Below are 23,991 nucleotides of genomic sequence, written 5' to 3'. Positions count from 1 at the left end.
CCAGGCTAGTGTCCGGGCCGGACAGTCCCGCGGTAGCGCTCCTCGAGCTCGCGGAATCGACCCATCGCGTCGATGGCGCGCTGACCGTCACCGGCCTGAACGGCCAGGACGGTGATGTGTTCATCGGCCGGGAAGAGCAGCCACGCCCCGAAACCCTGCTCCGGGTAGGTGAGACCGAGAACACGGTCCCATTCGAAGAGCCGCGCCGACACCAGGTTGCGCACCTCGACGCCGGCGGCTCCGACGCGCAGTCGCGGGCGGGTGAACAGCAGGATGGCTGCCGAGATGAGCACGCCGATGAGGATGATCGCGATCTGGTCGGAACCGCCGAGATTGCGGACTCCGACGTCGTCGATCGTGAGCAGCAGACCGAACGTGATGTGGATGGCCATCACCACGACCGCGGCGGCGATGGCCCACCGCGGTAGGTTGCGGGGCCGGTAGACCAGGTCCCAGCCGGTGGAGTCGGTCGGCGGGGTGTCCGCGGGACTCACGCCGATGCTCCTCCGACCGCCACCGGGAGGGTTTCGCCGCGCGCGAGCGCGCGCAGGGTCAGCGCCGACGCCAGCGCGGCGACCGTCGCCTGTGCGCCCTTGTCCTCCGTCGAGCCCGGGAGTCCGGCCCGTGCGATCGCCTGGTCCTCGGTGAGCACGGTCAGGACTCCGTTGCCGACCGGGGTCGACTCGTCGAGCGACACCCGTGTCAGGCCGGCGGTCACCGCGTCACACACATACTCGAAATGCGGTGTCTCACCCTTGATCACGACGCCCAGCGCGACGACCGCGTCGTGCGTCCGCGCGAGTGCCTGCACGATGACGGGCAGCTCGATGGCGCCGGCCACCTGCACGATGGTCGGGTCGACGACGCCGTTGTCGCGCGCGGCCCGGATGGCACCGTCGAGGAGCGCGCCGCAGACGACCTCGTGCCACTGCGACGAGACGATCGCCAGACGCAGCGAGCCGGCGTCGGCGAGTTCGAGGGTCGGCTCTCCGTGGCCGCTCATGCAGGTGCTCCTTCGGACGCGCCGTCGGTGGGCTGGACGTGATCGTCGAGCCCGATCAGATCGTGGCCCATCCGGTCACGCTTGGTACGCAGGTACCGCAGATTCTCGGCGTTGGCGCGCACCGGCATCGCGACCCGGTCGACGATGTGCAGACCGTATCCATCGAGCCCCACGCGCTTGGCGGGGTTGTTGGTCAGCAGACGCATCGACCGTACGCCGAGATCGACGAGGATCTGGGCACCGAGTCCATAGTCCCGCGAATCGGCGGGCAGGCCCAGTTCCAGGTTGGCGTCGACGGTGTCGGACCCCGCGTCCTGCAGCTGGTAGGCCTGCAGTTTGTGCAACAGCCCGATCCCGCGACCCTCGTGCCCGCGCATGTACAGGATGATCCCGCGGCCCTCGTCGGCCACCATCTCCATCGCGGCGTCCAACTGCGGGCCGCAGTCGCAGCGCAGCGACCCGAAGACGTCGCCCGTCAGGCACTCCGAGTGCACCCGGACCAGGACGTCGTGGCCCTCGCCGTCCTCGCCGGTGACGTCTCCCTTGACGAGCGCGACGTGTTCGACGTCGTCGTAGACGCTGGAGTAGCCGACGGCACGGAAGTCGCCGTGCCGGGTGGGAATCCGGGCGTCGGCGACGCGGACCACGTGCTTCTCGTGACGGCGGCGCCACGCGATGAGGTCGGCGATCGAGATCAGTGCGAGGTCGTGCTCGTCGGCGAACACACGCAGCTCGTCGGTCTGCGCCATCGAGCCGACGTCCTTCTGGCTGACGATCTCGCAGATCACGCCGGCCGGGGCGAGGTCGGCCAGGCGGGCGAGGTCGACCGCGGCCTCGGTGTGCCCGGGACGACGCAGCACGCCGCCCTCCTTGGCTCGCAGCGGGACGACGTGGCCGGGTCGGGTGAAGTCGGCCGCCGCGGCGTCGGGGTCGGCCAGCAGACGCATGGTGGTGGCGCGGTCGGCGGCGCTGATACCGGTACCGATGCCCTCCCGGGCATCGACGGTCACGGTGTAGGCGGTGCCGTGCTTGTCCTGGTTCATCGAGTACATCGGCGGCAGGCCGAGCCGGTCGCAGGCGTCGCCGTCGAGCGGGACACACAGGTAGCCGGAGGTGTAGCGCACCATGAACGCCACCAGTTCGGGGGTCGCCTTCTCCGCCGCGAAGATCAGGTCGCCCTCGTTCTCACGATCCTCGTCGTCGACCACGACGACCGCCTTGCCGGCGGCGATGTCGGCGATGGCGCGCTCGATCGTGTCGAAGGCGACGGCGCCGCCACCCTCGGTTGCCGTCGCGTCGTTCCCCTCGCGCGGTGACTCGCTCATCAGAACCTCACTCGTTGTGCTCATTTCGCCCCCGCTACATCAGGAGTACCAGTCGTGTCCGAACCCAGGTGAAGGCGCTCGACGTATTTCGCGATGACGTCGACTTCGAGGTTGACCACGGTGCCGGGTCGGGCGGCGCCGAGGTTGGTCTCGTTGAGGGTCGTCGGGATCAGGGAGATCTCGAACCAGGAGTCGTCGCCGGACCCGCCGACCGCGGACACGGTGAGGGACACCCCGTCCACGGTGATGGAACCCTTCTCGACGAGATACCGGGTGAGCGCCGCGGGCACGGCGATCCGTACGACCGTCCAGTTCTCCGACGGGTTGACCGCGGCGATCGTGCCGGTGCCGTCGACGTGTCCCTGCACGATGTGGCCGCCGAAGCGGCCGTTCGCGGGCATGGCGCGTTCGAGGTTGACGGTGCTTCCGGCGGCGAGGTCGGACAGCGAACTGCGGCGCAGCGTCTCGCCCATCACGTCGACGGTGAACTCACCGGGACGGAGGTCGACGACCGTCAGACACACACCGTTGACGGCGATGGAGTCGCCGTGACCGGCGTCGGCGGTGACCACGGGCCCGCGGACGGTGAATCGGGCGGCGTCGGAGAGATCCTCGCGGTCGGCGATGACGCCGAGTTCTTCCACGATTCCGGTGAACACGCACTCCTCCTGCTCGCTCGGAGCAGACAGGGCGGCCTCGTGTCGCCTGTTCTCTCGCATCCGGACTATGACCGTCGGCTTCGGATTCGCACCGAATCTGCTGTCCCTGCCTGGTGGCAGGCGCTCGCGGGCTGGACGATGCGGATCCACCGCACCCTCATCACCGCCGGTGGGGATTTCCACCCCGCCCCGAGAACTGGTGACATCGACGCTAGCACGGTCGGCGATGTCAGTCGCATTGCGATTCCGGTGAGCGAAATGCGTCTCGGGCATGTCGTCTCGCTCAGCTGTCGCGCGGGGTGGTCGACGGCCGCGACAGTGTGACGAGGACGTCCTCTCCGAGTCGGGTCACCGATCTCGTGCTGAACCGCTGGCCGTCGTCGAGGGTGGTCACGCCCGGGATCTCGACCGAACTGCGACCGGCACCCAGCACCAGCGGGGCGACGTAGGCGTGCACCTCGTCGACGAGGCCCGCCGCGAAGAACGCGCCGAGGATGGGTGGCCCGCCTTCGACCAGCACCCACAGCGCGTCGGGCAGCGCGGCGAGGACGTCGGCGGGGTCGTGGGAGTCGATGCGGACCAGCGGTCCGCCGGCCGGATCCCGGAGCCGGGCGTCGGCCGGGATGTCGCGGTGGCCGAGGACCACGCGCGCGGGCTGGTGCGGGTGCAGTGCGCCGTCGACGGTGCGCGCGGTGAGCGTGGGGTTGTCGGCCAGCGCGGTGCCGGTACCGATCACGATGGCGTCGATCCGGGCGCGCTGTGTGTGCGCGTGGTCGCGAGCCTGCGGGCCGGTGATCCACTGGCTGGTGCCGTCGGGCGCTGCGATCCGGCCGTCGACACCGGACGCGATCTTCGCGGTGACGTGCGGACGACCGAGACGCTGGCGGGTGAGCCATGGCCGCAGGGGCCCGTCCTCGACGGCGCCGGCGGATACTCCCCCGGTCACCCGGACCCCGGCGGCCCGAAGCGTCTCGGCACCACCGGCGGCGACCGGGTTCGGGTCACTCACCGCGTAATGGACTTCGGCGATCCCGGCCTCGAGGAGTGCCTGCGCGCACGGGCCGGTCCGGCCGATGTGGTTGCACGGTTCGAGAGTGACGATCGCGGTGCCGCCTCGCGCCGACGCGCCCGCAGCTCGCAGTGCCATCACCTCGGCGTGCGGCCCGCCGGGTGGTTGCGTCGCCCCGACGCCGGCGACGGTGCCGTCGGCCGCGAGGATGACCGCGCCGACGGGTGGGTTGGGCGAACTGATTCCCATCGCCTCCCGGGATGCGCTGATGGCGCGTTCCATGGCGGCGGCGATGTCCATCGGGTCAGGCCTGGGTCTGTGCCCGTGCGGCGGCGGCCGACTCGCGGAGTGCGGCGACGGCCTGTCCGGGATCGTCCGCGCCGTAGACAGCAGATCCGGCGACGAAGCAGTCGATGCCGGCCTCGGCGGCCTCCTCGATGGTGTCGGCGTTGATGCCGCCGTCGATCTCGACGAGGAGCCGCAGGTCTTCGGCGTCGATGAACTTCCGTATGGCGCGGGCCTTGTCGAGGACCTCGGGGATGAACTTCTGACCGCCGAAGCCCGGTTCGACGCTCATGATCAGCAAGGTGTCGAAGTCGCGCAGGATCTCCAGGTACGGCTCGAGCGCCGTACCTGGTTTGATCGACAGCCCGGCCTTGGCCCCGGCGGCGCGGATGTCGCGGGCGACGCCGATCGGGTTCTCGGTGGCCTCGGCATGGAAGGTGACGTTGTGTGCTCCGGCCTCGGCGTACGGCGGCGCCCACCGCTCCGGGTTCTCGATCATCAGGTGGCAGTCGAGCGGGATGTCGGTCGCCTTCAACAGGCTCTCGACGATCGGCAGCCCCAGGGTCAGGTTCGGGACGAAGTGCGCGTCCATCACGTCGACGTGCAACCAGTCGGCGCGAGTCTCCCCCGGCTGCGCCACCGCAGCGGCCTCGGCCGCGAGATTCGCGAAGTCCGCGGACAGGATGGACGGGGCGATCATGGGCGCGGTACCGGCGGTGCACATGGTCGACAAGTGTAGGACGCGGGTTCCGCTACGGACGAAAGCGTGCCGGCGTCTCAGACGCCGTTCGCCGGCCAGCCGGGGGACGGGGGCAGTACCGGCCACGGCTCGGGTCCCGTCTCGACCCCGACTCTCGGAAGGTCGGGGTTCGGGGGTAAGGCGTTGCACGCGACGATATCGGCGCGGTTCTCCGGACCAAGCCCCAGCTGCACAAAATTGATCGCGTTCCACGACCCGAAGACCGATGTGGTTGGCGTCAGATTCTGCCCAAGCTGCTCGCCGGGTGGCGAGTTGTTACCGGCAGTGACGAAGTCGAGAATCGCCGGCACTCCCCAGGAGTCCGCGAAATTCTTCCACTCGATGTCCCCGGTTCCCGAAGGCAGCATTGTAGACGTGATCTCGCTTCGACAGAGGATCACCCGGACTGTCCCTTCTCGCTCGGTACGTCGTAGCGGAGTGAAGAACACCGTCTTTTCGACATCCCGGTACTTACTATGGCTCTCAATGGTTCGTACGCGCTGATCGATGTCAGCTGGCGATGCCGATTCGAAACCTGGATAGCCCCACGAAGCAGACTGCCCTTCGAAAGCCAACTCATACGATTCTGCGTACGCCCGCACGAAAGTGGCTTCCGGACTCATCAGATTGAGCGTTGGCGACGGGACCCAGCGAAATGCGATCTTGAGTTTCGGCGGAATCGCATCTGCCGGTGTCATCGCAGGCGTAGAAGTAACGCGATCCGTGACATCACTGGACGAGAAAGCACACCCTGAAAGCAGCACCGCCACGAGCAGAAGCACGATGGCCTGCGGACGAGAACGGATCGAAATCGAGCACACCGCCGGACGCATCCGATCACCGCCTGTATGCATGCTCAAAATTCTCGTTGTGACGAAGGGCGAAGGCGTTGATATCCGACTGCATTAATTTCTGAATGAATGTAGCAGCCCGTGGACTGTCGACATTCTCAGCAATTACTCCGGTTCGTCTCATTTCCTCGAAGTCCACCTGTTTCCCTGTAACGAAAATCTTTCGGAACTCAGGATTATTCACGAGTTCAGGGTGATTCTCAAAGTAACCTTCGAGAATCTGCACATACTTCGCATTTGGGTTGATCTGCTGGTTGTACATGTCGGTCCGGAGTTCCTGAAGCTTCGGATCGGCCTTGATCGTGTCTGGATCAATCGGCAGCCCGGACAGATCGAGCTTCAACTGAGGCGCCGCACCGTCGAGCAGAACTTTGACAGCCGGGTCGAGACCCGGGACCGCAGTCATAAGCGCCTTCGCGCTGTCAAAGACGGCGCCGGCTACTGCAGCGTCGTGGGCGGCCAGATGCCTGCCGTCGATGTTGGTTTCCTCGATGTGCGCATCGAGTCCACCCGCCATCGCTCCCTCAAGCCGTCCCGCAACTTCCCCAAGCCCGTAGTCATGAGGGTTTTTGCCGAACTCCTGCTGCATCACATCAACCTGCAAGGCGGTGAGAGAATTGATGATCTTTCCCGCAGTAGCGTCGGAATTCAGTATTTCAAAAGTAGCTTTCAGATCCCTGACGTCGACCGCTTGAACACCGTGCGTATGGAAAAGCCCGGGATCCGCGCCTGCCAATACGGCCGTGTGGGAGCCGATCGCAGAAGCCAGCGTCCGGGTCAGCTCCGGGTTGAGCTCGCCCAGAGCCGGTTTCCGATCTCCGATGTCGATCAGGGCATCTTTGTTGTCGCCGAAGTACTGCGCGAGCGCAGTCGAGATGTTGCCGGCTCGTTGGCTTTCGAGCACCGCTTCCGCGGAGCTCCCGTCGGGCGCGTAGGCAACACCCGGCATCCAGTTGAACAGCTTGTTGATTCCGTCGTTCTCGTGGCCCGCTTCATCGGTCCAGTCGAACGTCAACAGGTGTTCGAGGGCCTCCGCGTCCCTGAACGACCGTTCGTTGCCGTCGAGGTCAAAAGTCGTCGGCATCGAGTTGCCACTTGGGTTGCCGGTCGCGGACATGACCGCATCATGCACTGCAACGTGATCACCGCCCGCGACGCCCAGCATCTGGACGAGGAGACTCTCGACGTCGCTTTCCCGAACGAGATTGTGATCGAGCATGCCTGGATTGGATGCGTACTCCGTCGCGCCCGCTGCCGCAATCTCACTCGCCCTCGCGATCAACGCTCGGTCAACGTCGCTGCCCAGTTGCACCGACTCCGAGCCGTACCCGCCTCCCGGCGGATCAACCGACCGGTGCTCCAGGATGTCCATCACTGACTCGAGGTCGTCGAAGGTCTTCAGATCGGTGACCAGCCTGTGGCCGCCTGAGTGCGCACCCGAGTCCGGCACCGACAATCGGCCTCTACTCGCGGCAGAATCGGTCAAGGCCTCGCGGATCGGAGTCGGGAGTGCGCTCATCCCACCGGACACGAATGGTGCTTCCGTCCCGTAGATCTCGGCGAGAGCATTCGAGTCGGTCTGCGCGGTCCGCAGGTGTGGGTTCCCCAGCATGAACACACCATCAGCGAGACCCTGTTTCAGGTTTTCACGTTCTGCGTCGGTGTACTTGTCTCCGAACGACTTCAGCGCATCAAGGGACAGTGGCTGTCCTTCGGGTCCGCCACCCCAACTCGGTGTGTAGATCGCTTTCAGGTAATCGAACTGCTCCTTCGAAATCTCCGCGAAATCCCCTCGGGCCAACGCGGCCCGCTGTTCCGCGGTCAGGCTGGTGGCTCGGAAGAACCGATCCCTCTGCTCCTTCGTGGCGGTACCACTCATGATGGCCTGGACATCGATGCTCGCCTGGCCCGGCGAGTAGCTCGACGCGACTGGCGCATTACCTTCGGCATCGCCAAAGGCTGCCGCGAGAACTCTCGCCCCGTTGCGATCGTCCTCGCCCATCTGATCGGCCAGGGATTGCAACGAGAGGGTCGCCGTCTTCGCCTCCTCCGCTCGGGCGGCCTGAGCGTCGAGAATCGAGCGCTCGGTCGCACTTCCCGCCTCCACTCCTTTGAGCTCGGCCGCATAGTTTCGGGTGTCTCGTACCGTCCAGTCGTCGGCAACGCTGAACTCGTCCCGTTCCAGCCCGAGCGCTCGAACCAGTGCGGTAGTGCGATTCGGACTGATCGCAGACGACGTATCCCGGAGCGCAGTGGCGGCGCGGGTGAGGTCGGCCCCGAGTTTGTTGATCTCGGTTCGATCGGAGTCGGTGCGAGTCTCGCAACCGCGTTGGGAGTCCCCCACCCACCCTTTGGAGTCGCCCGCTTTCATCGGCGCTTCGGCCATCCTCTGGGTGAGACCGCTCAGGTCATCCACGGCCGCGTCGAGCGCAGACGCGGCCGCATCCAGAGACATCAGGTCCCAGCCATTGACGACAGACCGCGATGGTCGCGACATCAGAACTCGCTGATGGCACGGAAGCCGCTGGCCAGGGACTCCTCGGTATCAGCAACGTCACCGGCGGCCTGGTAGCAGGTCTGCGACACCTGGTCCATCCTCGCCGCCGCGCGGCCCAGCAATGAGCGGACGGTGTCGTCTTTCCCGGCGCACGCCGCACCGATGGCCGATGCCGGCATCGCCCCCGACGCATCGTCGAAGGCGGACTTCCCGGTCCACAGAGCTCGTGTCTCCGATGAGCATCGAGCCAGCGCATCGCCCACGCCGGTGATGACACCCAGCTCCTCGACACCGAACCGCTCAGCCATACAAACCCCCGAGTTTGCACCGACAACGACGTGGCGGACCGCCACGACGAACAACCTAGTGGTGTGTCTCGGAAATAGGTGGCCGGTATCCGGTGGAGCGATCGGTGGTCTGGCAAGGCGGAGGAGGGAGGGATAGCGGAGCTATCTCGACCGACGACAACGCAGCCAGGCGCCGATCGAGCGCCGGAGACCAGTCGCTTACTTCCGAGACACACCACTAGTACAGCATCACCGGACTGTGCGTTCGCCATCCACAATCACGACGCTGCGAGTATCTGGATCAGGCTGGTTTCGACGCCGCTGCGTGCGGGCGGTTGATGCCCGATCGCGGGCGGAGCGACACTGCGGTGTCGTCGCGCGGTCGCGGTGATCACGTGGCTGAGTCGGCCAGACCCAGAAGGGGCCGTTCGGGCAGGACGAGGTTCACCGCGACCGGCGTCGGCTGGGAAGGATCTCCACCTGGCTGGAGCATCAGCGCGTTGTCTGGACCGAGCGCACGGCCCGTCCAGGACAAACCCGAAGTCGAGCGATCGCAGCGACGAGTGATTGACGTGACCGGCCACGTGATCGGCGAAGAATCACTGCTTGCCGGCAGATCTCAGTGGTTGGGCGGAGGTAGTTCGAGTGCCCGCGAGTGGCGCATCCGCCACGTCAGGAACGCCATACCGAGCCTCGCTCGGCCGACTCCGTCGAGGGGGTCGAAACCCAGTGCATCCGTAAGGATTTCGACCCGGGACTGCATTGTCGAATGATGAATGTCGAGGAGTCTCGCCGACTGTCGCACACTGGAAGAATCGAGCAGTGCCCCCACGGTGGGGCGGACCCACTTGAGATCCCGAATGGAATCGAGCACGTCCGCGTCGGGATTTGTTGCGGCGGAGGGGGAATCGGCAAGCAGATGAACCAGCCCACCGTATCGTTCCGCATCCACGGCTCGGTGGGGACTCTCGCAGAGTTGGAGGGAGATGAGTGCGGTTCTGAACGAGTCCGCCAGTCGGTCGATGTGGGCGGTGACACCCAGCCCGCACGGCGTCATGGGGGCATCCGCACACATCGCATCCGCCGGCGCGATCAGCGCATGAATTGTCCCGACCGCGGTCGCCATCACGTCTTGAGGCCAGGACGGGTGCGTAGTCCACTCGGCGAACAGAGTGCTGGCAACGGCCCGATAACGCACATCCGGAGTGAGACCCAGACGGCACGCGGCTTCGCGACGATCGTCGATCGGCGTCTCGCGATCGAACAGCACCGCGATATCACGACGAGTACGCTCCGGTGCGGCCCCGGCCAGTCGAACGCCGACCGCGAGACCGAGCCGCTCCAGAATGATCGCATCGTTGGGCAATTCGGGACCGTGACGTTCCAGCCACACTTCGCCACCGTCCACCTGTAGTCCACGACGCATCGGCGGGAGACCTCCGCCGAGGGGTTCTCCGAGCACTGACACTCGATAGGACGAAGAACCATGCGAACAGCCTGCCGGGCACCCTGCCAGGGCTGCGGCGGTGGCGAGCAGACCCTGGATGTTGACGTTGCCGACGACCAGTTCGTCGAAGCAAGCTATCACCCTCAGACCCACACTCGCGTTCGGATCCAGTGCAGCGATGCGACCGAGGAGTTCCTGCACGTCGCCTCCCTGGAGAATGGTGGATCATGTGATCGGATCAACACTACGCCGCTACGCCCGTGCCGCACCGGCACACCGGCACACCGGCACACCGGCACACCGGATGGGTCGGATGGATCGGGGGCACGGGCGGCGTCGCAGCCAGATCGACCGGCAGATCCGCGTCGCCTTCCCTCAGCGCTGCAGGGAGGCGTACACGGCGGTCTCGAAGTCGAGGTATCCGCCAACCGACCCGGCGTCGGCGAACGGCAGGATCTGAGTCGCCCAATAGCCTCCGATCCTGTTCTGCCGGTCGATCCAGTAGTAGAGGTTCGCCAGCCCCGCCCACGCGAGGGAACCAGCAGGACGTCCGGTGGGAGCATCGTGTTCATTGATCATGAAGGTCAGCGCCCACGACTTCGGCATTCCGGGAAAGAACTCGGCGTCGTTGCTCAGACTCGGGATGACGCCGGGCAGTCGCGTGATCTTCATCGATCCCGGCAGATGGTTTCGCGCTGCGAGATCGACGGTCGCCGGGCTCAATATCGGCTCGCCGGAATCAGCGCGGCCGTCGGCAAGCCACATCCGGATGAATTTCAGGTAGTCGCCGACTGTCGAATAGAGGCCGTGACCGCCCATGTGCACTTCGGGCTCGTCGGGCAGAGTGAAGTCGTGGTCAGGCGCCAGGGACCCGTCGGCGGCTCGGTGATGGATGGTGGCAGTGCGTTCGCGCATGGAGTCGGTTCTGGTGAAAGCAGTATCACTCATCCCCAGCGGCGCGAGAATCCGCTCGGTGATCACTTCTCCGAGCCGTTTGCCGGCGATTCGTTCCACCACCAGCCCCGCCCAGTCGATGTTGGTGCCGTACTCCCACGCGGTACCCGGATCGAAGAGCAGAGGTGTCTGGAGCGATGCCATCGTGGACGTGACAATGCTCGGCTGGCCGTGCTCGGCGGCGAGTCGTGCATACACCTCGTCGAAGAAGTCATACGCGAACCCAGCAGTGTGGGTGAGCAGATGGCGAGTCGTGATCTCCGATCGGGGCGCACGTAGGCGAGGCTGACCTCGATCGTCGAACCCCTCGATGACAGCCACGTCACCAAGCCGCGGCTCGTACTCGCGGGCCGGGGCATCGAGATCGAGGTCTCCGCTCTCCACCAGCTGGAGAACGGCGGTACCCGCGATCGCCTTCGTGGTGGAGAAGATGGCGAAGACCGTGTCGTCGGTCATCGGGTCCGGTTCGTCCAGCGCGCGGACACCGGAGTGGCCCAGGTAGACGGTCTCCTTGTCGGTGGTCACTCCGGCCACGACGCCAGGAACTCCCTGTTCGCCGGCCGATGCCGCTCGGACCACCGCATCGGCAAATTCGGCAATTCTGTCTGAATCGACTGTGCGAGTAATCATTTCGAACCTCTCGTTGTGTTGACGCGGGCATGTGGAACCACCGCCGGTCCATCTGGTGCCGGGCGGAAGAGTGTCGGTTGCGTGAACGCCGCTCTCAGTCGGCAAGCATCCGCTGCATCCACAGCAGTCTTGTGTGCAGCATGGCCTTGGCCAACGCGGTGTGCGGCGCAAAAATGTCGCAGGCATGGAATGCTCCGGGCCACACATGCAGCTCGGCGTTACCGCCGGCGGCCCAGAACGCCGAGGCGTAGGCGATGACCTCGTCCCGGAAGATCTCACAGTCACCGACGTCGAGAAACGCCGGCGGCAGACCCGACAGGTCGGTCTCGCGAGCCGGGACCGCGTAGCGGTGGGCATCTTCTGTCCGGTAGGTGGCACCCAGATAGGCCCGCCAACCGGTCTCGTTGGACACCCGGTCCCAGACTCCGACGCCGTCGAATTGTGTTGTCGACGGCGCGATACCCCGATCGTCGAGCATCGGATAGGACAACATCTGGCCGCGGAGGGGTGGCGTCGAACACCGGTCGCGCGCGGCAAGTGCCAGCCCCGCGGCAAGACCGCCACCGGAACTCGCACCGGCGACGACAATTCGTGTGGGATCGATTCCCAGTACGCCGGCCTGCGACACCATCCACTCGAGGGCGGCGTACATGTCCTCGCGCGCGTACGGATCCGTGTATTCCGGTGCCAGCCGGTACTCGGGGCTCACCAACACCGCTCCGAGATGTTCGACCCAGTCGAGATTCGCGTCGAGCGCATTGAAACGGTCACCGAACATCAGGCCGCCGGAGTGCGCGTAGAGTACTGCCGGCCGGCGGCCGGCCGCCGTGGGCGAACGAAACACGGACACCACGATGGCGTCGCCCCGGTACCCCGCCACCTCGTACTCGAGGTGGTCAACCGCACGACCGGCGAGCGTCTCCGCCACCGGTCGGGATGCATACGAACGACGCATGAAACCGATCAGGTCGGGTGTCACGGTGGGCGGAAACATCCCACCGACAACAGCCAGGCCGGCGCGAAGCTCCGGGTCGAAAGCAGGTCGAGCCTGCGCCCTGGACTGTGTCATAGAGCACAGTTTATGGAACCTGTGGGAGCCGCGGAACCGCCGGATGTGCCCTGTTCGGCTGTCGTCGACCGCCATATGGCGGCCGTCCGGAAACCTGGCCGTGAGCCGGCACGCAACCGCCGGCCACTAGTCCCGCGTCAACGCCGCCAGGAACATCGCGTCGGTGCCGTGGACATGCGGCCAGAGTTGAACGTGGGGTCCGTCGCCCAACAGGTCCGGGCCTAGCTTGCCCACCGTCACCAACGGGCGGGCATCGAGTTGGCGCACACCGTCCGCCGACGCCAGGACGTCGGCTACCACCGCCGTCGCCTCCGCCGGGTGCGGCGAACACGTCGAATAGACCACGATGCCACCGGGTTTCACCAGGCGCAGCGCTTCGGTGAGGAGCTCCTTCTGTAGGACGACGAGTTCGTCGACGTCGGCAGTGGTCCGGCGCCAGCGGGATTCGGGACGTCGGCGCAGCGAGCCCAGCCCCGAGCACGGAGCGTCGAGCAGGATGCGGTCGTAACCGGCGTCGAGCCCACTGGACCGGGCGTCGGCGACGTGGATGGTGACCGGAAGGTCGGAGACGACCTTGCGGATCAGGCCGGCGCGATGCTCGGACACCTCGACCGCATCGAGTCGGGCACCGTCGATCTCGGCGAGCGAACCGATCAATGCGGCCTTCCCGCCGGGGCCGGCGCACATGTCGAGCCACCGCCCACCGTCGTCGGCGACCTCGGCCACGGTCACCGCACGGGCGATCAGCTGACTGCCCTCGTCCTGGACACCCGCGTACCCCTCACGGATCGCGGCGACGTCGCCGGGATCGCCACCAGGCAGGTACACGCAGTACGGGGAGTAGTCGCCGACCTCCCCCTCGCTGGTGAGGGCGAGTTCCTCGGCGGTCATGAACCCCGGACGAGCGACGAGATGCACCGGCGGTCGCTCGTCGTCGGCGGCGAGTGCCGCCTGAAGCTGTCCCGCCGAACCACCGAGAGCGTCGCGGAACACCTCCGCGATCCAGCGCGGATGTGCGTACTGGAAGGCGAGATAGCCGACGAGATCGTCCGCGGGCGACGGTGCGAGCTCCTCCACCCACATGTCCTCGTCCTTCTGGGAGACCTTGCGCAGCACCGCGTTCACGAAACCGGAAGGCCCCATCCCGTTCTCGGCGCGCACCAGGTCAACCGACGTGGAGACCGCCGCATGTGCGCCGACCCTCGTCCGCAACAGCTGATAGGTGCCGAGCCGCAGGACGTCGAGCACCGTGCCGTCGATGTCGGCGACCGGCCGTTTCGCGGCGGAGGAGATCACCGCGTCGAGTAGACCCTGGGCCCGCGCGGCCCCGTAGGCCAGCTCGGTGGCGAAGGCAGCGTCTCGTCCCTCGATCTTCCTGTCGCGCAGCATCTTCGGCAGGACGAGGTTGGCATACGCGTCGCGTTCGCGTACCGCGCGGAGGGTGTCGCGGGCGGCCACGCGCGCGGGATCGAGGTCCTTCTGCCGGAACTTGCCGCTCATCCCAGGACCGTCCCGTCGGTCAGGCGCGCGCCACGAGCCCAGTCGGCGGCGGGCATGGGCTTCTTCCCCGGCGGCTGTACGGTGCCGAGTCTCACCGGCTGCGAACCGGTTCCGACGAACACCGCCTTCTTCGTGACGGCGAGTGCACCGGGCGCCAGGCCGCCGTCCCGCGCCGCATCGGGCAGACCGGGATCGTCGGCCGACGCGACCGACACCGGCCCGACCTTGATCCGCGCGTCGTCGAGGCTGGTCCACGGTCCGGGTGCTGGTGTGTACGCGCGAACCAGGCGATCGATGATGTGTGCCGGCAGTTCCCAGCGGATCCGCGCGTCCTCGACCTCGACCTTGGGCGCGTGGCTCACCCCCGTGGTCGGCTGCGGTTCGGGGGCGAGTTCACCGGCCTCGAGGCCGTCGAGCGTGGACAGCAACAGTCCCGACCCGGCATCGGCAAGACGCCCGAGCAGATCACCGCTGGTATCGGTGGGTCGGATGGTCTCGGTCAGCACCCCGAAGACCGGACCGGTGTCGAGACCCTTCTCGAGCCGGAACGTGCTGGCCCCGGTCACCTCGTCGCCGGCGGCGATGGCGGCCTGGACCGGAGCGGCACCGCGCCAGGCGGGCAGGACCGAGAAGTGCAGGTTGATCCAACCGTGGCGCGGCAGGTCCAGCAGTCCGGGCGGTACGAGCCCGCCGTAGGCCACGACGGCACCGCAGTCGGGAGCCCAGCGCCGGAGCACGTCGTCGACCTCCGGCTCCGACAACCGGCGCGGGGTGATCACCTCGAGTGCATGCTCGTCGGCGAGTTGCCCGACCGGTGACCGCATCACCTTGCGGCCGCGGCCTGACACGGCGTCGGGCCGGGTGATGACCCCGACGACCTCATGCGAGGGCGAGTCGATGAGGGCCTGCAACGACGGCACGGCGACCTCGGGGGTACCGGCGAAAACGATGCGCATTCATCCGATCGTAGGCGGGTCGATCTGCACCCGGATCGGCCCGGTCTGTCGATGTGTGTTGCGGCGCACCTGGCCCGCGACGAGCGCCTCGGCGAGGAGCCGTCCGTGCTTGCGCGGCAACCGCACCAGGATGCGATCCATCTCGTCGTCGGCGGCGGCCTCCCACTCGGCACTGCCGGCCGGCGGGCGGACGCCGGGCGGCAACGGCACCGGGCCGAGAACATCGGCGTCGGAGGGTAACTCGAGGTGTTCGACGAAGTCGGTGATCACCCCGGTCGGCCCGTCGACCGACGCCATCGTCACCGCCGGGGGGAATCCGAGTTCCACGCGTTCCTGCAACTGGATCGACGCGAAACCCACCGGGTCCCAACGGATCAGGGCCTGCACGGGTGCGAGCGCCGAGTCGGCCACGATGACCACTCGCCCACCGTCACCGTGCGGGGTCACCATCGCGGCGAGCGCCATCCACCGCCGGACCGCGTGCTCCTCGGCACGCAGGTCGGCCCGGTCGAGCTGGGCCCAGGTGTCGACGACGATCGCGGCGCCGTATCCGCCCGGGGCCACCGGCTCCGCGCCTGGCGTCGCGACGACGAGCCGTGCGCCGGGTTCGATCTCGTCGAGGATCGTGTTGCCGCCGCTGGTCAGCACCGGCACGCCGGCGAAAGCACGTCCCAGCTCCTCGGCGGTCCGGCGCGCACCGGTCACCGTCGCGCGCACCGAGGTGTTACCGCACTCCGGGCAGCGGAACGACCGTTCGGGCCGTCCGCACCATCGGCAGCTCAGTCGTTGGTCGGCATCGAGCTGCAACGGTCCGTGACAGGCCCGGCACCGCGCGTGTTCGCGGCAGCGGGTGCATGCGAGCGACGGCACGTAACCCCGGCGCGGGACGCTGAAGATCACCGGACGATCGGCGGCGAACGCCGACCGCGCCGCGTCGAACGCGACTTCGGGGATGCGCGCCGACCGGGCCATGGGGTCGCGTGCGATCTGCCGGTCGTCGTCGGAGATCGCCTGGACACGGGGGCTGCGGGTGCGGACCGTCGTGCGGTCGGCGACGAGGTCGTGCGCCCAGCCCGAGACCACCAGCGCCTGCGCCTCGGCGGTCCGGGCGAACCCGCCGAGCAGCAGGCCGCACCGCTCGTGGTGCGACCGCAGCACCGCCACCTCGCGGGGATGCGGGTAGGGCGCCCGTGGGTCGGCCATGCTGTCGTCGCCGTCATCCCACACGACGACCAGGCCCAGGTCCTTGACCGGCGCGAACACCGCGCTTCGGGTACCGATCACCAGCTGCGCGGCACCGCGGCGCACGGCCAGCCATCGGCGGTAGCGCGCGGTGGGTCCGAGTCCGGCGGACAGCGCGACCCCACGGTCGCCGATCAACGGCTCACACTCGGCCCACACCCGATCGAGATCACGCTGATCGGGAACGACGAGGATGCACCCGCGTCCCCCTGCGAGGGTCGCCGCGGCGAGTTCGGCGAGACGGCGCGGCCAGTCCTCCCCCGGTAGGGCCTGCCAGACGGCACGCGGATGACTGTCGGCCAGGTTCTCCACGTAGGAGTCGGCCAGGGCATACCGATGCCAGTCGGCGAGGTCGGGCGATTCGACGACAGCGGCCGGGTCGGGTGTCGTCTCCTTCTCGGTGCGCGCATGCCGCGGCGGTATGGCCAGGCGCACGACGTCGCCCATCGTGCCCGCGTACCGATCGGCCACCGCACGGCACAGCGTCGCCAGCTGCGGGGTCAGTACCGGCTCGGCGGACACGACCCGGTCGAGCCAGCCCAGCTTGCCGGGATGATCGCTCTTCTCGATGCGCTCGAGGAGGTAGCCGTCGACGAGCCGACCCGAGAATCGCACGCGGACACGAACACCGGGCTGCGCGTCCTCGTCCTGGTCGACGTCGATCAGGTAATCGAAGGGACGGTCGAGGTGCGCGAGCCCCAGAACAGGAAGAACACGGGCCACCGGCAGCTCGGCGGCCGGGACCCGTGCTCCTTTGGGTGTCAGTGAGAGTACTTCCGCAGAGGGTCTACAGACCCGCGGCGGCCCGCAGCTTCTCCGCGCGGTCGGTCCGCTCCCACGGCAGGTCGACGTCGGTGCGACCGAAGTGGCCGTACGCGGCGGTCGGTGCGTAGATCGGGCGCAGCAGGTCGAGGTCGCGGATGATCGCGAGCGGACGCAGGTCGAAGTTCTCGGTGATGACCCGCTCGATGACAGTCGGATCGACGTTCTCGGTGCCGAACGTCTCGACAAACAGGCCGACCGGTGCGGCCTTGCCGATCGCGTAGGCGACCTGGACCTCGATGCGGTTCGCCAGTCCCGCGGCCACGGCGTTCTTGGCCACCCAGCGCATCGCGTAGGCCGCGCTGCGGTCGACCTTCGACGGGTCCTTGCCGGAGAACGCGCCGCCGCCGTGACGGGCCATGCCGCCGTAGGTGTCGACGATGATCTTGCGGCCGGTCAGGCCGGCGTCACCCATCGGGCCGCCGAGGACGAACTTGCCGGTCGGGTTGACCAGCAGACGGTAGTCGGTGGTGTCGAGGGTCGGCAGATCGATCTCGGCGAGCACCGCGTCGACGACCTGCTTCTTGATGTCCGGCGCGAGGAGATTGTCGAGGTCGATGTCGGCGGCATGCTGCGTCGACAGGACCACGGTGTCGAGGCGGACCGGGGTGTCACCGTCGTATTCGATGGTGACCTGCGTCTTGCCGTCGGGGCGCAGGTACGGGAGCGTGCCGTTCTTGCGCACCTCGGTGAGGCGCCGCGACAGGCGGTGGGCCAGCGCGATGGGAACCGGCATGAGTTCCGGGGTCTCGTTTGTGGCGTAGCCGAACATGAGGCCCTGATCGCCGGCACCCTGGCTGTCGATCTCGTCCTCCGAGATGCCGCTGCGGCTCTCGTGCGAGTTGAAGACGCCACCCGCGATGTCCGGGGACTGCGCACCGATGGCGACGTTCACGCCGCACGATGCGCCGTCGAAGCCCTTCGTCGACGAGTCGTACCCGATCTCCAGGACCTTGTCGCGAACGATCTTGGGGATGTCGGCGTAGGCGGTGGTCGTGACCTCGCCGGCGACGTGCACCTGTCCGGTGGTCACGAGGGTCTCGACCGCGACACGCGCCTTCGGATCGTCGGTGAGGATGGCGTCGAGAATCGAGTCGCTGATCGCGTCACAGATCTTGTCGGGGTGTCCCTCGGTGACGGATTCGCTCGTGAACAGGCGTGACGAGGTGGTCATCAGATCCTCTCGAGATCTACGCGCGTCGATGGTCGCCGCGCCGCTGGCGGTGTCGGCCAGTCCGACTGGCCGGGGATGTTTCCAACCTAATCGGTCGGTCGAGCTCCTCGACCATCAGGCACCAGTTGCCGCACTTCGTCAAGTATCCGACTCGACATGAGTGTTTTCGACCCGAAGGGCAAGGCGGTCTCGTCGCCGTTGGCGGCGAGCAACCAGCCGGTGTTGTCCTCGGTCCCGAAGGCCTTGCCGTCGCCGACGGCGTTGACGACGAGGAGGTCGCAGCCCTTGCGGGCGAGCTTGGCGCGGCCGTGGTCGAGGACACCGCCGGTCTCGTCGCCGGTCTCGGCGGCGAACCCGACGATCACGGTGGCAGTGGGAATGCGGCCCTCGTCGCGTGCGGTGACGAGTCCGCGCAGGATGTCGGGATTGGTGGTGAGATGGATCGGCGCCGGCCCCTCGTCGCCCTTCTTGATCTTCGACTCGGCGACCGCAACGGGTCGGAAGTCGGCGACCGCGGCGGCCATGATCACGACATCGGCGTCGGCGGCGCGCTTGGTCATCTCGTCGGCGAGTTGCTCGGCGGTGGAGATCCGCACGATGGTGACCCCGGCCGGGTCGCCCGGGTCGGCAGTGGACCCGGCGACGACGGTGACGCTCGCGCCGCGTTGGGCCGCGGCGCGGGCCAGCGCGAAGCCCTGTTTGCCGGAGCTGTGGTTGCCGAGGTACCGGACCGGGTCGAGCGGTTCCCGGGTGCCGCCGGCGCTGATGAGCACGCGGACGCCGGCAAGGTCGTACGGGAGTGCGTCGGCGCGATCGAGCAACAGCTCGCCCACCAGGGCGATCTCCTGAGGATCCGGTAGACGACCGCGGCCCGAGTCGGTGCCGGTGAGACGGCCCGACGCGGGTGTCATCACGACCGAGCCGTGCGACCGCAGCGTTGCGATGTTGGCCTGCGTGGCGGGGTGCTCCCACATCTCGGTGTGCATCGCGGGCACGAACAGCACCGGGCACCGCACGGTCAGCAGCGACGCGGTCAGCAGGTCGTCGGCACGCCCCTGTGCGGCGCGGGCCATGAGGTCGGCGGTGGCCGGGGCGATGACCACGAGGTCCGCCCCCTGCCCGAGCCGGACGTGCGCGACCTCGTCGACGTCGTCGAACACGGTCGTGGAGACGGGGTTACCGCTCAGCGCCTCGAAGGTCGCCTTGCCGACGAACTCCAGCGCAGCCGGGGTCGGCACGACGCGGACGTCATGACCGGACTCGGTGAAGTGTCGGATCACCGAGCAGACCTTGTAGGCCGCGATCCCGCCGCCGACGCCAATCAGGATGCGGCGCCGGGTTCCGGTCGGTTTGGTCATCACCGACGACGACTATTCGCCCTCGGTGTGCTCGAGCAGGTCGGAGTGGATCTCACGCATCGCGATCGACAGCGGCTTCTCCTGCAGGCCGGGCTCGACCAGCGGGCCGACGTACTCGAGGATGCCGTCGCCGAGCTGGTTGTAGTAGTCGTTGATCTGGCGCGCACGCTTGGCTGCGTAGATGACGAGTGCGTACTTCGACGACGCGCGGTCGAGGAGATCATCGATCGGCGGATTGGTGATCCCCAGCGGCGTGTCGTAGGCCGGTGCGTCGGCGATCTCGGTGATGTCGAAATTGGTCGGGGTGCTCACACGAACTCCTGCGTCGAGGTCTGGGTGTCGGAAAGGGCCGGTCAGGTCGCGGATGCGGCCGGCTGTTCAGGTCCGACCAGCAAGGATACCAACTCATCGACGGCGCGGTCGACTTCGCTGTTCACGATAACGTGGTCGAACTCGTCCTGCGCGGCCATCTCGGTGCGCGCGGTGGCCAGTCGGCGCTCGATCGCCTCGGGCGTCTCGGTGGCCCGCCCGGTCAGGCGGGCTACGAGTTCGTCCCAGCTGGGCGGCGCGAGGAAGACGGTGATCGCCTCCGGGAGCCGGGCCACGACGTTGCGCGCACCGACCAGGTCGACCTCGACCAGAACCGGTTTGCCGGCTTCCAGAGCGGCGAGCACGGGGGCGATGGGGGTGCCCGAGCGCTGCAGCCCGCCGTGGATCTCGGCCCATTCCAGGAGTTCGTCGGCGGCGATCATCTTGTCGAAGTCGCCCGCGGACACGAAGTGGTAGTCGCGGCCGTCGACCTCGCCGGGCCGTGGGTCCCGGGTTGTCGCCGAGACGCTGAAGTAGACATCGGGTACCGCGGCGCAGACCCTCGCGACCACGGTGGACTTGCCGACGGCCGAGGGGCCGACCAAAACGATCAGTCGACCCCTCGTGCGTCCGGTTCCCTCGTGGTCCGGGCGGTGGTTCACCGCCGCGTCCACGGGTTCGTTCCGCTGCCGTATCCGGTTCGGTTGCTCACGCTCAGGAGCTGAACTTCTCGAGCAGAGCCTTGCGCTGACGGTCGCCGAGACCACGCAGGCGGCGGGTCGGGGCGATCTCGAGCTCGGTCATGATCTCCTGCGCCTTGACCTTGCCGACCTTGGGCAGGGCCTCGAGCAGGGCCGAGACCTTCATCTTGCCCAGGATCTCGTCGTTCTCGGCATCCTTGAGCACCTGCTGGAGATCGGTGCCACCGCGCTTGAGGCGCTCCTTGAGCTCCGCGCGGACGCGACGAGCGGCAGCTGCCTTCTCCAACGCAGCGGCGCGCTGCTCATCGGTCAACTGGGGAAGGGCCACGGGGTTCCTCCGTCTTTCGTTCTCGAGTGGGACTGCATCGTTCGCCCGGGGGCGTCCGAGGCTCTGTTGCCGTGCGACCGCGGCTGGATCGCCGTCGCCGGCCTGTCAGCCGGGTCTGCACCCGGCCGACGCCATCAAAATGTTGGCGGCGAATGCGACCGTACCCACGTGAGCAGGCATTTGCGAGTGCGACCCCCCATTTTCGGAGCGTTTTCTCATGTTGTAGGGCCTCGTGTGCGTTCACGGGAGCACAGCACCGATTCAGTGCCGCCCCCATCGCGCTGACTACGTGTTTCGTAGCATTCTCGCAGGTCAGCGCAACACCAGGCGACAAGGCGGTCGATAGCAAAGCGAACGACCTCCCGCCCGGACGTCCCTCGACTGAGACGCGTGTGACACCAGTGATGTGGCCGGAAATTCTGGGATTGGACCGAGGCACCGCGCGTGTCGCGGGCAGCCCTGTGCGCAGTGTGAGCACATGCGCCGGCATCGTCGGGTGCCTCGGTTACTGTGAGCAGACTTTTCACCTGAACACTGATCGGGGGTCAGTGACATGTTTGTGGATCCGCCGCGAGTTCGTGGCCTGGCAAGGGCAACCCGGGCCGTCGCAGAGGCGACCCGGCAACGCGCACGCTGAGCGGCGGCGCCAATCCGGTGGCCGGCGCTGACGACAATGAACTAGCGGTCAGCCTTCGCGACGCAGCTGCAGCACTGGATAGAGTCGTCGACTACCACGCAGGTCAGTACGTCGGCTTCGCCCACCTTTGCACGCGCGGGGCGGACTCTTATGAGAACGCCGACGATGCCAGCGGCCAGCGACTCCGCAGCGACCTGGCGCATGGCCGAACTTCGGCTGAGCCCGATCGTCGAGGGGGTGGAGGCTAGTGTCCGGCGAAGGTTCGAAGTACACGGTTCCCCTTGTGATGGGGTGGTCCCTGGACAGTGCGAAATCGGTCAGTCGTCTTCTGTCGTCCGCGTCCAAGCAGATGTCCACCGACTTCAAGAGCGCGGGCAGTACTTTCGACGCGTCGCACGAATACTGGCGCGGGCACGGCGGAGAGGACGCTCGCGAGTCGTCGCGGACCCACGCTGATGACGCAGTTCGCAGCGCCTCCGTGATCGGTGCGGTGGCCGAGAAGTTCGACACTCGGGTGTCCGAACTCGAAGGCGAGGTCTCGAACCTTCCAAGCAAGGTGACCGAAGCACTCTCCTCTGAGTTCGATTTCTACGTCGAAGACGACGGCACCGTCAATTCCGAGCGGTCGAACATGGAGTGGTTGCGTGTGTGGAAGTCGGACTATCTGTCCAAACTCGCGGAGAAGGAAGGGTTGGAGAACTTCCTGACAATCGCTATTCGTGGCTCGCTGGCGGTCAAGCCCCTGGAAGTGGTGTAACTGAATGGTGATCCTTCGTGGGTGGTCAGGCGGGTAGTTGCATCAGGTCATCGGTGCTCACCTCCGTCGGCGAGCTGGTGGCGGGGTCGGTGGTCAGGGTGAGTCGGCAGCGGCTGAGGACTTCGAGACCGAGGTAGCGGCGGCCTTCGGCCCATTCGTCGGTCTGCTCGGCCAGGACGGCGCCGATGAGGCGAACGATGGCATCCCGGTTCGGGAAGATCCCGACCACGTCGGTGCGGCGTCGGATCTCCCGGTTGAGCCGCTCGGTGGGGTTGTTGGACCAGATCTGCCGCCACACATCGTCGGGGAACGCGATAAACGCCAGCAGGTCCTCGCGGGCATCGCCGAGGTGGTCAGCAACCTCGGGCAGTCTGCCTTCGGTGTAGTCCAAGAGCCGGTCGAACTGGGCATTGACAGCCTCGGCGGTGGGCTGGTCGTAGACGCTATGCAGCATCGCCTTCACGGCCGGCCACATCGACTTGGGGCACGCGGCCATGAGGTTTGCGGCGTAGTGGGTGCGACAGCGCTGCCAGGCGGCCCCGGGCAGGTTCGCCGCGATCGCCTCGATCAGCCCGGCGTGGGCATCGGAGGTCACCAGCCGGACTCCGCCCAGGCCACGGGCCACCAGGTCGGCGAAGAAGGTGTTCCACGAGGCCTTCGTCTCGCTGGTGGCGACTTGCATGCCCAGGACCTCGCGGTGGCCGTCACCGTTGACCCCGGTGGCCAGCAGCACCGAGGCTTTGACGACCTGCTTGTTCTCCCGGACCTTGATCGTCAGCGCATCGGCGGTGACGAACGTGAACGGTCCGGCCTCGTCCAGGCGCCGGTGCCGGAACGCCGCGACCTGCTCATCGAGGTCTTCGGCCATGCGGGAGACCTGGGACTTGGACAGCGAGTCGATGCCGAGAGTTTTGACCAGCTTGTCCATCCGGCGGGTGGAGACCCCGGCCAGGTAGCAGTCCGCCACGACGGTGATCAGCGCGGATTCGGCCCGCTTGCGACGCTCGAGCAGCCACTCGGGAAAGTAGGAGCCCGAGCGGAGCTTGGGGATGGCGACGTCGACGGTGCCGACCCGGGTATCCAGGGGCCGGTGGCGATAACCGTTGCGGTAGTTGGTGCGCTCTGACGAGCGGGCGTTCCACTCGGCGCCGCACACGGCGTCGGCGTCCGCGGACAGCAGGGCGTTGATCATGGTCTGCAGCAGCTCGCGCATCAGATCCGGTGACGCGTCGGTCAGGGCTTGGCTAAGCAGGCCTGCAGGGTCGACAATATGGGGTGCGGTCATCGTGATGACTCCGTTCGAGGATTCGGTAGAAGGTTGACTCGAAGGATCACACGGTGGCCGCTCTACATCCGTACACAACACGGAATCGCAGACGATCTCGGCCACCGAGTTACACCACTCTATGGGGCACTACTCTCGCTGGCACGGATCGAAGACATCGATCGACG

General features: G+C 67.1%; 22 protein-coding genes and 1 riboswitch. Of the genes, 1 reads left to right on the top strand and 21 read right to left on the bottom strand.

Annotated elements, in window-relative coordinates:
- Window positions 1–5: 5 nt before the first annotated feature.
- The 20 genes from QAD21_RS11390 to mihF all read right to left on the bottom strand — a co-directional run bounded on the left by QAD21_RS11390 (window position 6) and on the right by mihF (window position 21,145).
- Entirely contained in the window at window positions 6–494 is a 489-nt protein-coding gene (locus QAD21_RS11390; protein WP_058250362.1) for a PH domain-containing protein, read from the bottom strand.
- Window positions 491–1,003, bottom strand: a complete 513-nt coding sequence (gene ribH / locus QAD21_RS11385) for a 6,7-dimethyl-8-ribityllumazine synthase (RefSeq protein WP_058250361.1) — start codon at window positions 1,001–1,003, stop codon at window positions 491–493. The genes QAD21_RS11390 and ribH overlap by 4 nt, the downstream gene beginning before the upstream one ends.
- Window positions 1,000–2,328: a bifunctional 3,4-dihydroxy-2-butanone-4-phosphate synthase/GTP cyclohydrolase II gene (locus QAD21_RS11380; protein ID WP_065632149.1), complete on the bottom strand. Its 1,329-nt coding sequence runs from the start codon at window positions 2,326–2,328 to the stop codon at window positions 1,000–1,002. Before QAD21_RS11380 ends, ribH begins: the two co-directional genes overlap by 4 nt.
- A gap of 20 nt (window positions 2,329–2,348) precedes the next feature.
- Window positions 2,349–2,987 (bottom strand): riboflavin synthase, encoded by a 639-nt coding sequence (locus QAD21_RS11375; protein WP_058250564.1) that lies wholly within the window; start codon window positions 2,985–2,987, stop codon window positions 2,349–2,351.
- A gap of 44 nt (window positions 2,988–3,031) precedes the next feature.
- A riboswitch (FMN riboswitch) is annotated at window positions 3,032–3,188 on the bottom strand.
- Window positions 3,189–3,270: 82 nt separating this feature from the next.
- On the bottom strand, window positions 3,271–4,296 hold the full coding sequence (gene ribD / locus QAD21_RS11370; protein WP_280361487.1) for a bifunctional diaminohydroxyphosphoribosylaminopyrimidine deaminase/5-amino-6-(5-phosphoribosylamino)uracil reductase RibD: 1,026 nt from the start codon (window positions 4,294–4,296) through the stop codon (window positions 3,271–3,273).
- A gap of 4 nt (window positions 4,297–4,300) precedes the next feature.
- On the bottom strand, window positions 4,301–5,005 hold the full coding sequence (gene rpe, locus QAD21_RS11365) for a ribulose-phosphate 3-epimerase (RefSeq protein WP_058250359.1): 705 nt from the start codon (window positions 5,003–5,005) through the stop codon (window positions 4,301–4,303).
- A 53-nt stretch (window positions 5,006–5,058) separates the two neighbouring features.
- Complete coding sequence (locus QAD21_RS11360; protein ID WP_280361484.1) at window positions 5,059–5,874, bottom strand: hypothetical protein; 816 nt, start codon at window positions 5,872–5,874, stop codon at window positions 5,059–5,061.
- Complete coding sequence (locus tag QAD21_RS11355) at window positions 5,858–8,368, bottom strand: hypothetical protein (RefSeq protein WP_280361482.1); 2,511 nt, start codon at window positions 8,366–8,368, stop codon at window positions 5,858–5,860. Before QAD21_RS11355 ends, QAD21_RS11360 begins: the two co-directional genes overlap by 17 nt.
- Window positions 8,368–8,676 (bottom strand): hypothetical protein, encoded by a 309-nt coding sequence (locus QAD21_RS11350; RefSeq protein ID WP_247452014.1) that lies wholly within the window; start codon window positions 8,674–8,676, stop codon window positions 8,368–8,370. Before QAD21_RS11350 ends, QAD21_RS11355 begins: the two co-directional genes overlap by 1 nt.
- 598 nt (window positions 8,677–9,274) lie before the next feature.
- Complete coding sequence (locus tag QAD21_RS11345) at window positions 9,275–10,303, bottom strand: helix-turn-helix domain-containing protein (RefSeq protein ID WP_247452013.1); 1,029 nt, start codon at window positions 10,301–10,303, stop codon at window positions 9,275–9,277.
- A gap of 174 nt (window positions 10,304–10,477) precedes the next feature.
- Entirely contained in the window at window positions 10,478–11,686 is a 1,209-nt protein-coding gene (locus QAD21_RS11340; protein ID WP_280361480.1) for a serine hydrolase domain-containing protein, read from the bottom strand.
- Between the two features lie 94 nt (window positions 11,687–11,780).
- Window positions 11,781–12,755 (bottom strand): alpha/beta hydrolase fold domain-containing protein, encoded by a 975-nt coding sequence (locus tag QAD21_RS11335; protein WP_280361478.1) that lies wholly within the window; start codon window positions 12,753–12,755, stop codon window positions 11,781–11,783.
- 126 nt (window positions 12,756–12,881) lie between these two features.
- Entirely contained in the window at window positions 12,882–14,255 is a 1,374-nt protein-coding gene (locus QAD21_RS11330) for a transcription antitermination factor NusB (RefSeq protein WP_280361476.1), read from the bottom strand.
- Window positions 14,252–15,211, bottom strand: a complete 960-nt coding sequence (gene fmt / locus QAD21_RS11325; protein ID WP_165630125.1) for a methionyl-tRNA formyltransferase — start codon at window positions 15,209–15,211, stop codon at window positions 14,252–14,254. Before fmt ends, QAD21_RS11330 begins: the two co-directional genes overlap by 4 nt.
- On the bottom strand, window positions 15,212–17,176 hold the full coding sequence (locus tag QAD21_RS11320; RefSeq protein ID WP_280361474.1) for a primosomal protein N': 1,965 nt from the start codon (window positions 17,174–17,176) through the stop codon (window positions 15,212–15,214).
- A gap of 64 nt (window positions 17,177–17,240) precedes the next feature.
- On the bottom strand, window positions 17,241–18,452 hold the full coding sequence (gene metK, locus QAD21_RS11315) for a methionine adenosyltransferase (protein ID WP_226514223.1): 1,212 nt from the start codon (window positions 18,450–18,452) through the stop codon (window positions 17,241–17,243).
- Window positions 18,453–18,535: 83 nt separating this feature from the next.
- Entirely contained in the window at window positions 18,536–19,807 is a 1,272-nt protein-coding gene (coaBC, locus tag QAD21_RS11310) for a bifunctional phosphopantothenoylcysteine decarboxylase/phosphopantothenate--cysteine ligase CoaBC (protein WP_068971593.1), read from the bottom strand.
- A 12-nt stretch (window positions 19,808–19,819) separates the two neighbouring features.
- Complete coding sequence (rpoZ, locus tag QAD21_RS11305) at window positions 19,820–20,119, bottom strand: DNA-directed RNA polymerase subunit omega (RefSeq protein ID WP_004021987.1); 300 nt, start codon at window positions 20,117–20,119, stop codon at window positions 19,820–19,822.
- A gap of 41 nt (window positions 20,120–20,160) precedes the next feature.
- On the bottom strand, window positions 20,161–20,790 hold the full coding sequence (gene gmk / locus QAD21_RS11300; protein WP_137808803.1) for a guanylate kinase: 630 nt from the start codon (window positions 20,788–20,790) through the stop codon (window positions 20,161–20,163).
- 40 nt (window positions 20,791–20,830) lie between these two features.
- Window positions 20,831–21,145, bottom strand: a complete 315-nt coding sequence (gene mihF / locus QAD21_RS11295) for an integration host factor, actinobacterial type (RefSeq protein ID WP_004021989.1) — start codon at window positions 21,143–21,145, stop codon at window positions 20,831–20,833.
- 986 nt (window positions 21,146–22,131) lie between these two features.
- Between mihF and QAD21_RS11290 the strand changes: the two genes are divergently transcribed.
- Window positions 22,132–22,539, top strand: coding sequence for a hypothetical protein (locus tag QAD21_RS11290; protein WP_280361470.1), 408 nt, complete (start codon window positions 22,132–22,134; stop codon window positions 22,537–22,539).
- Window positions 22,540–22,564: 25 nt separating this feature from the next.
- Here QAD21_RS11290 and QAD21_RS11285 read toward each other — a convergent pair whose 3' ends face one another.
- Window positions 22,565–23,824, bottom strand: a complete 1,260-nt coding sequence (locus tag QAD21_RS11285; RefSeq protein WP_096905832.1) for an IS256 family transposase — start codon at window positions 23,822–23,824, stop codon at window positions 22,565–22,567.
- Window positions 23,825–23,991: the final 167 nt, after the last annotated feature.

Source organism: Gordonia sp. SMJS1 (assembly GCF_029866425.1).
Taxonomy (GTDB): Bacteria; Actinomycetota; Actinomycetes; order Mycobacteriales; family Mycobacteriaceae; genus Gordonia; species Gordonia hongkongensis.
Note: the sequence above shows the minus strand (reverse complement) of the source record. Positions and strands in the feature narration are given on the sequence as shown.

Coding starts and splice junctions, on each gene's coding strand:
- ribH (WP_058250361.1), bottom strand. CDS start 1,003: ATGAGCGGCCACGGAGAGCCGACCCTCGAACTCGCCGACGCCGGCTCG.
- fmt (WP_165630125.1), bottom strand. CDS start 15,211: ATGCGCATCGTTTTCGCCGGTACCCCCGAGGTCGCCGTGCCGTCGTTG.
- QAD21_RS11290 (WP_280361470.1), top strand. CDS start 22,132: ATGTCCACCGACTTCAAGAGCGCGGGCAGTACTTTCGACGCGTCGCAC.
- QAD21_RS11340 (WP_280361480.1), bottom strand. CDS start 11,686: ATGATTACTCGCACAGTCGATTCAGACAGAATTGCCGAATTTGCCGAT.
- QAD21_RS11360 (WP_280361484.1), bottom strand. CDS start 5,874: ATGCATACAGGCGGTGATCGGATGCGTCCGGCGGTGTGCTCGATTTCG.
- QAD21_RS11355 (WP_280361482.1), bottom strand. CDS start 8,368: ATGTCGCGACCATCGCGGTCTGTCGTCAATGGCTGGGACCTGATGTCT.
- QAD21_RS11350 (WP_247452014.1), bottom strand. CDS start 8,676: ATGGCTGAGCGGTTCGGTGTCGAGGAGCTGGGTGTCATCACCGGCGTG.
- QAD21_RS11335 (WP_280361478.1), bottom strand. CDS start 12,755: ATGACACAGTCCAGGGCGCAGGCTCGACCTGCTTTCGACCCGGAGCTT.
- ribD (WP_280361487.1), bottom strand. CDS start 4,296: ATGGACATCGCCGCCGCCATGGAACGCGCCATCAGCGCATCCCGGGAG.
- QAD21_RS11285 (WP_096905832.1), bottom strand. CDS start 23,824: ATGACCGCACCCCATATTGTCGACCCTGCAGGCCTGCTTAGCCAAGCC.
- rpe (WP_058250359.1), bottom strand. CDS start 5,005: ATGTGCACCGCCGGTACCGCGCCCATGATCGCCCCGTCCATCCTGTCC.
- coaBC (WP_068971593.1), bottom strand. CDS start 19,807: ATGACCAAACCGACCGGAACCCGGCGCCGCATCCTGATTGGCGTCGGC.
- QAD21_RS11380 (WP_065632149.1), bottom strand. CDS start 2,328: ATGAGCGAGTCACCGCGCGAGGGGAACGACGCGACGGCAACCGAGGGT.
- QAD21_RS11330 (WP_280361476.1), bottom strand. CDS start 14,255: ATGAGCGGCAAGTTCCGGCAGAAGGACCTCGATCCCGCGCGCGTGGCC.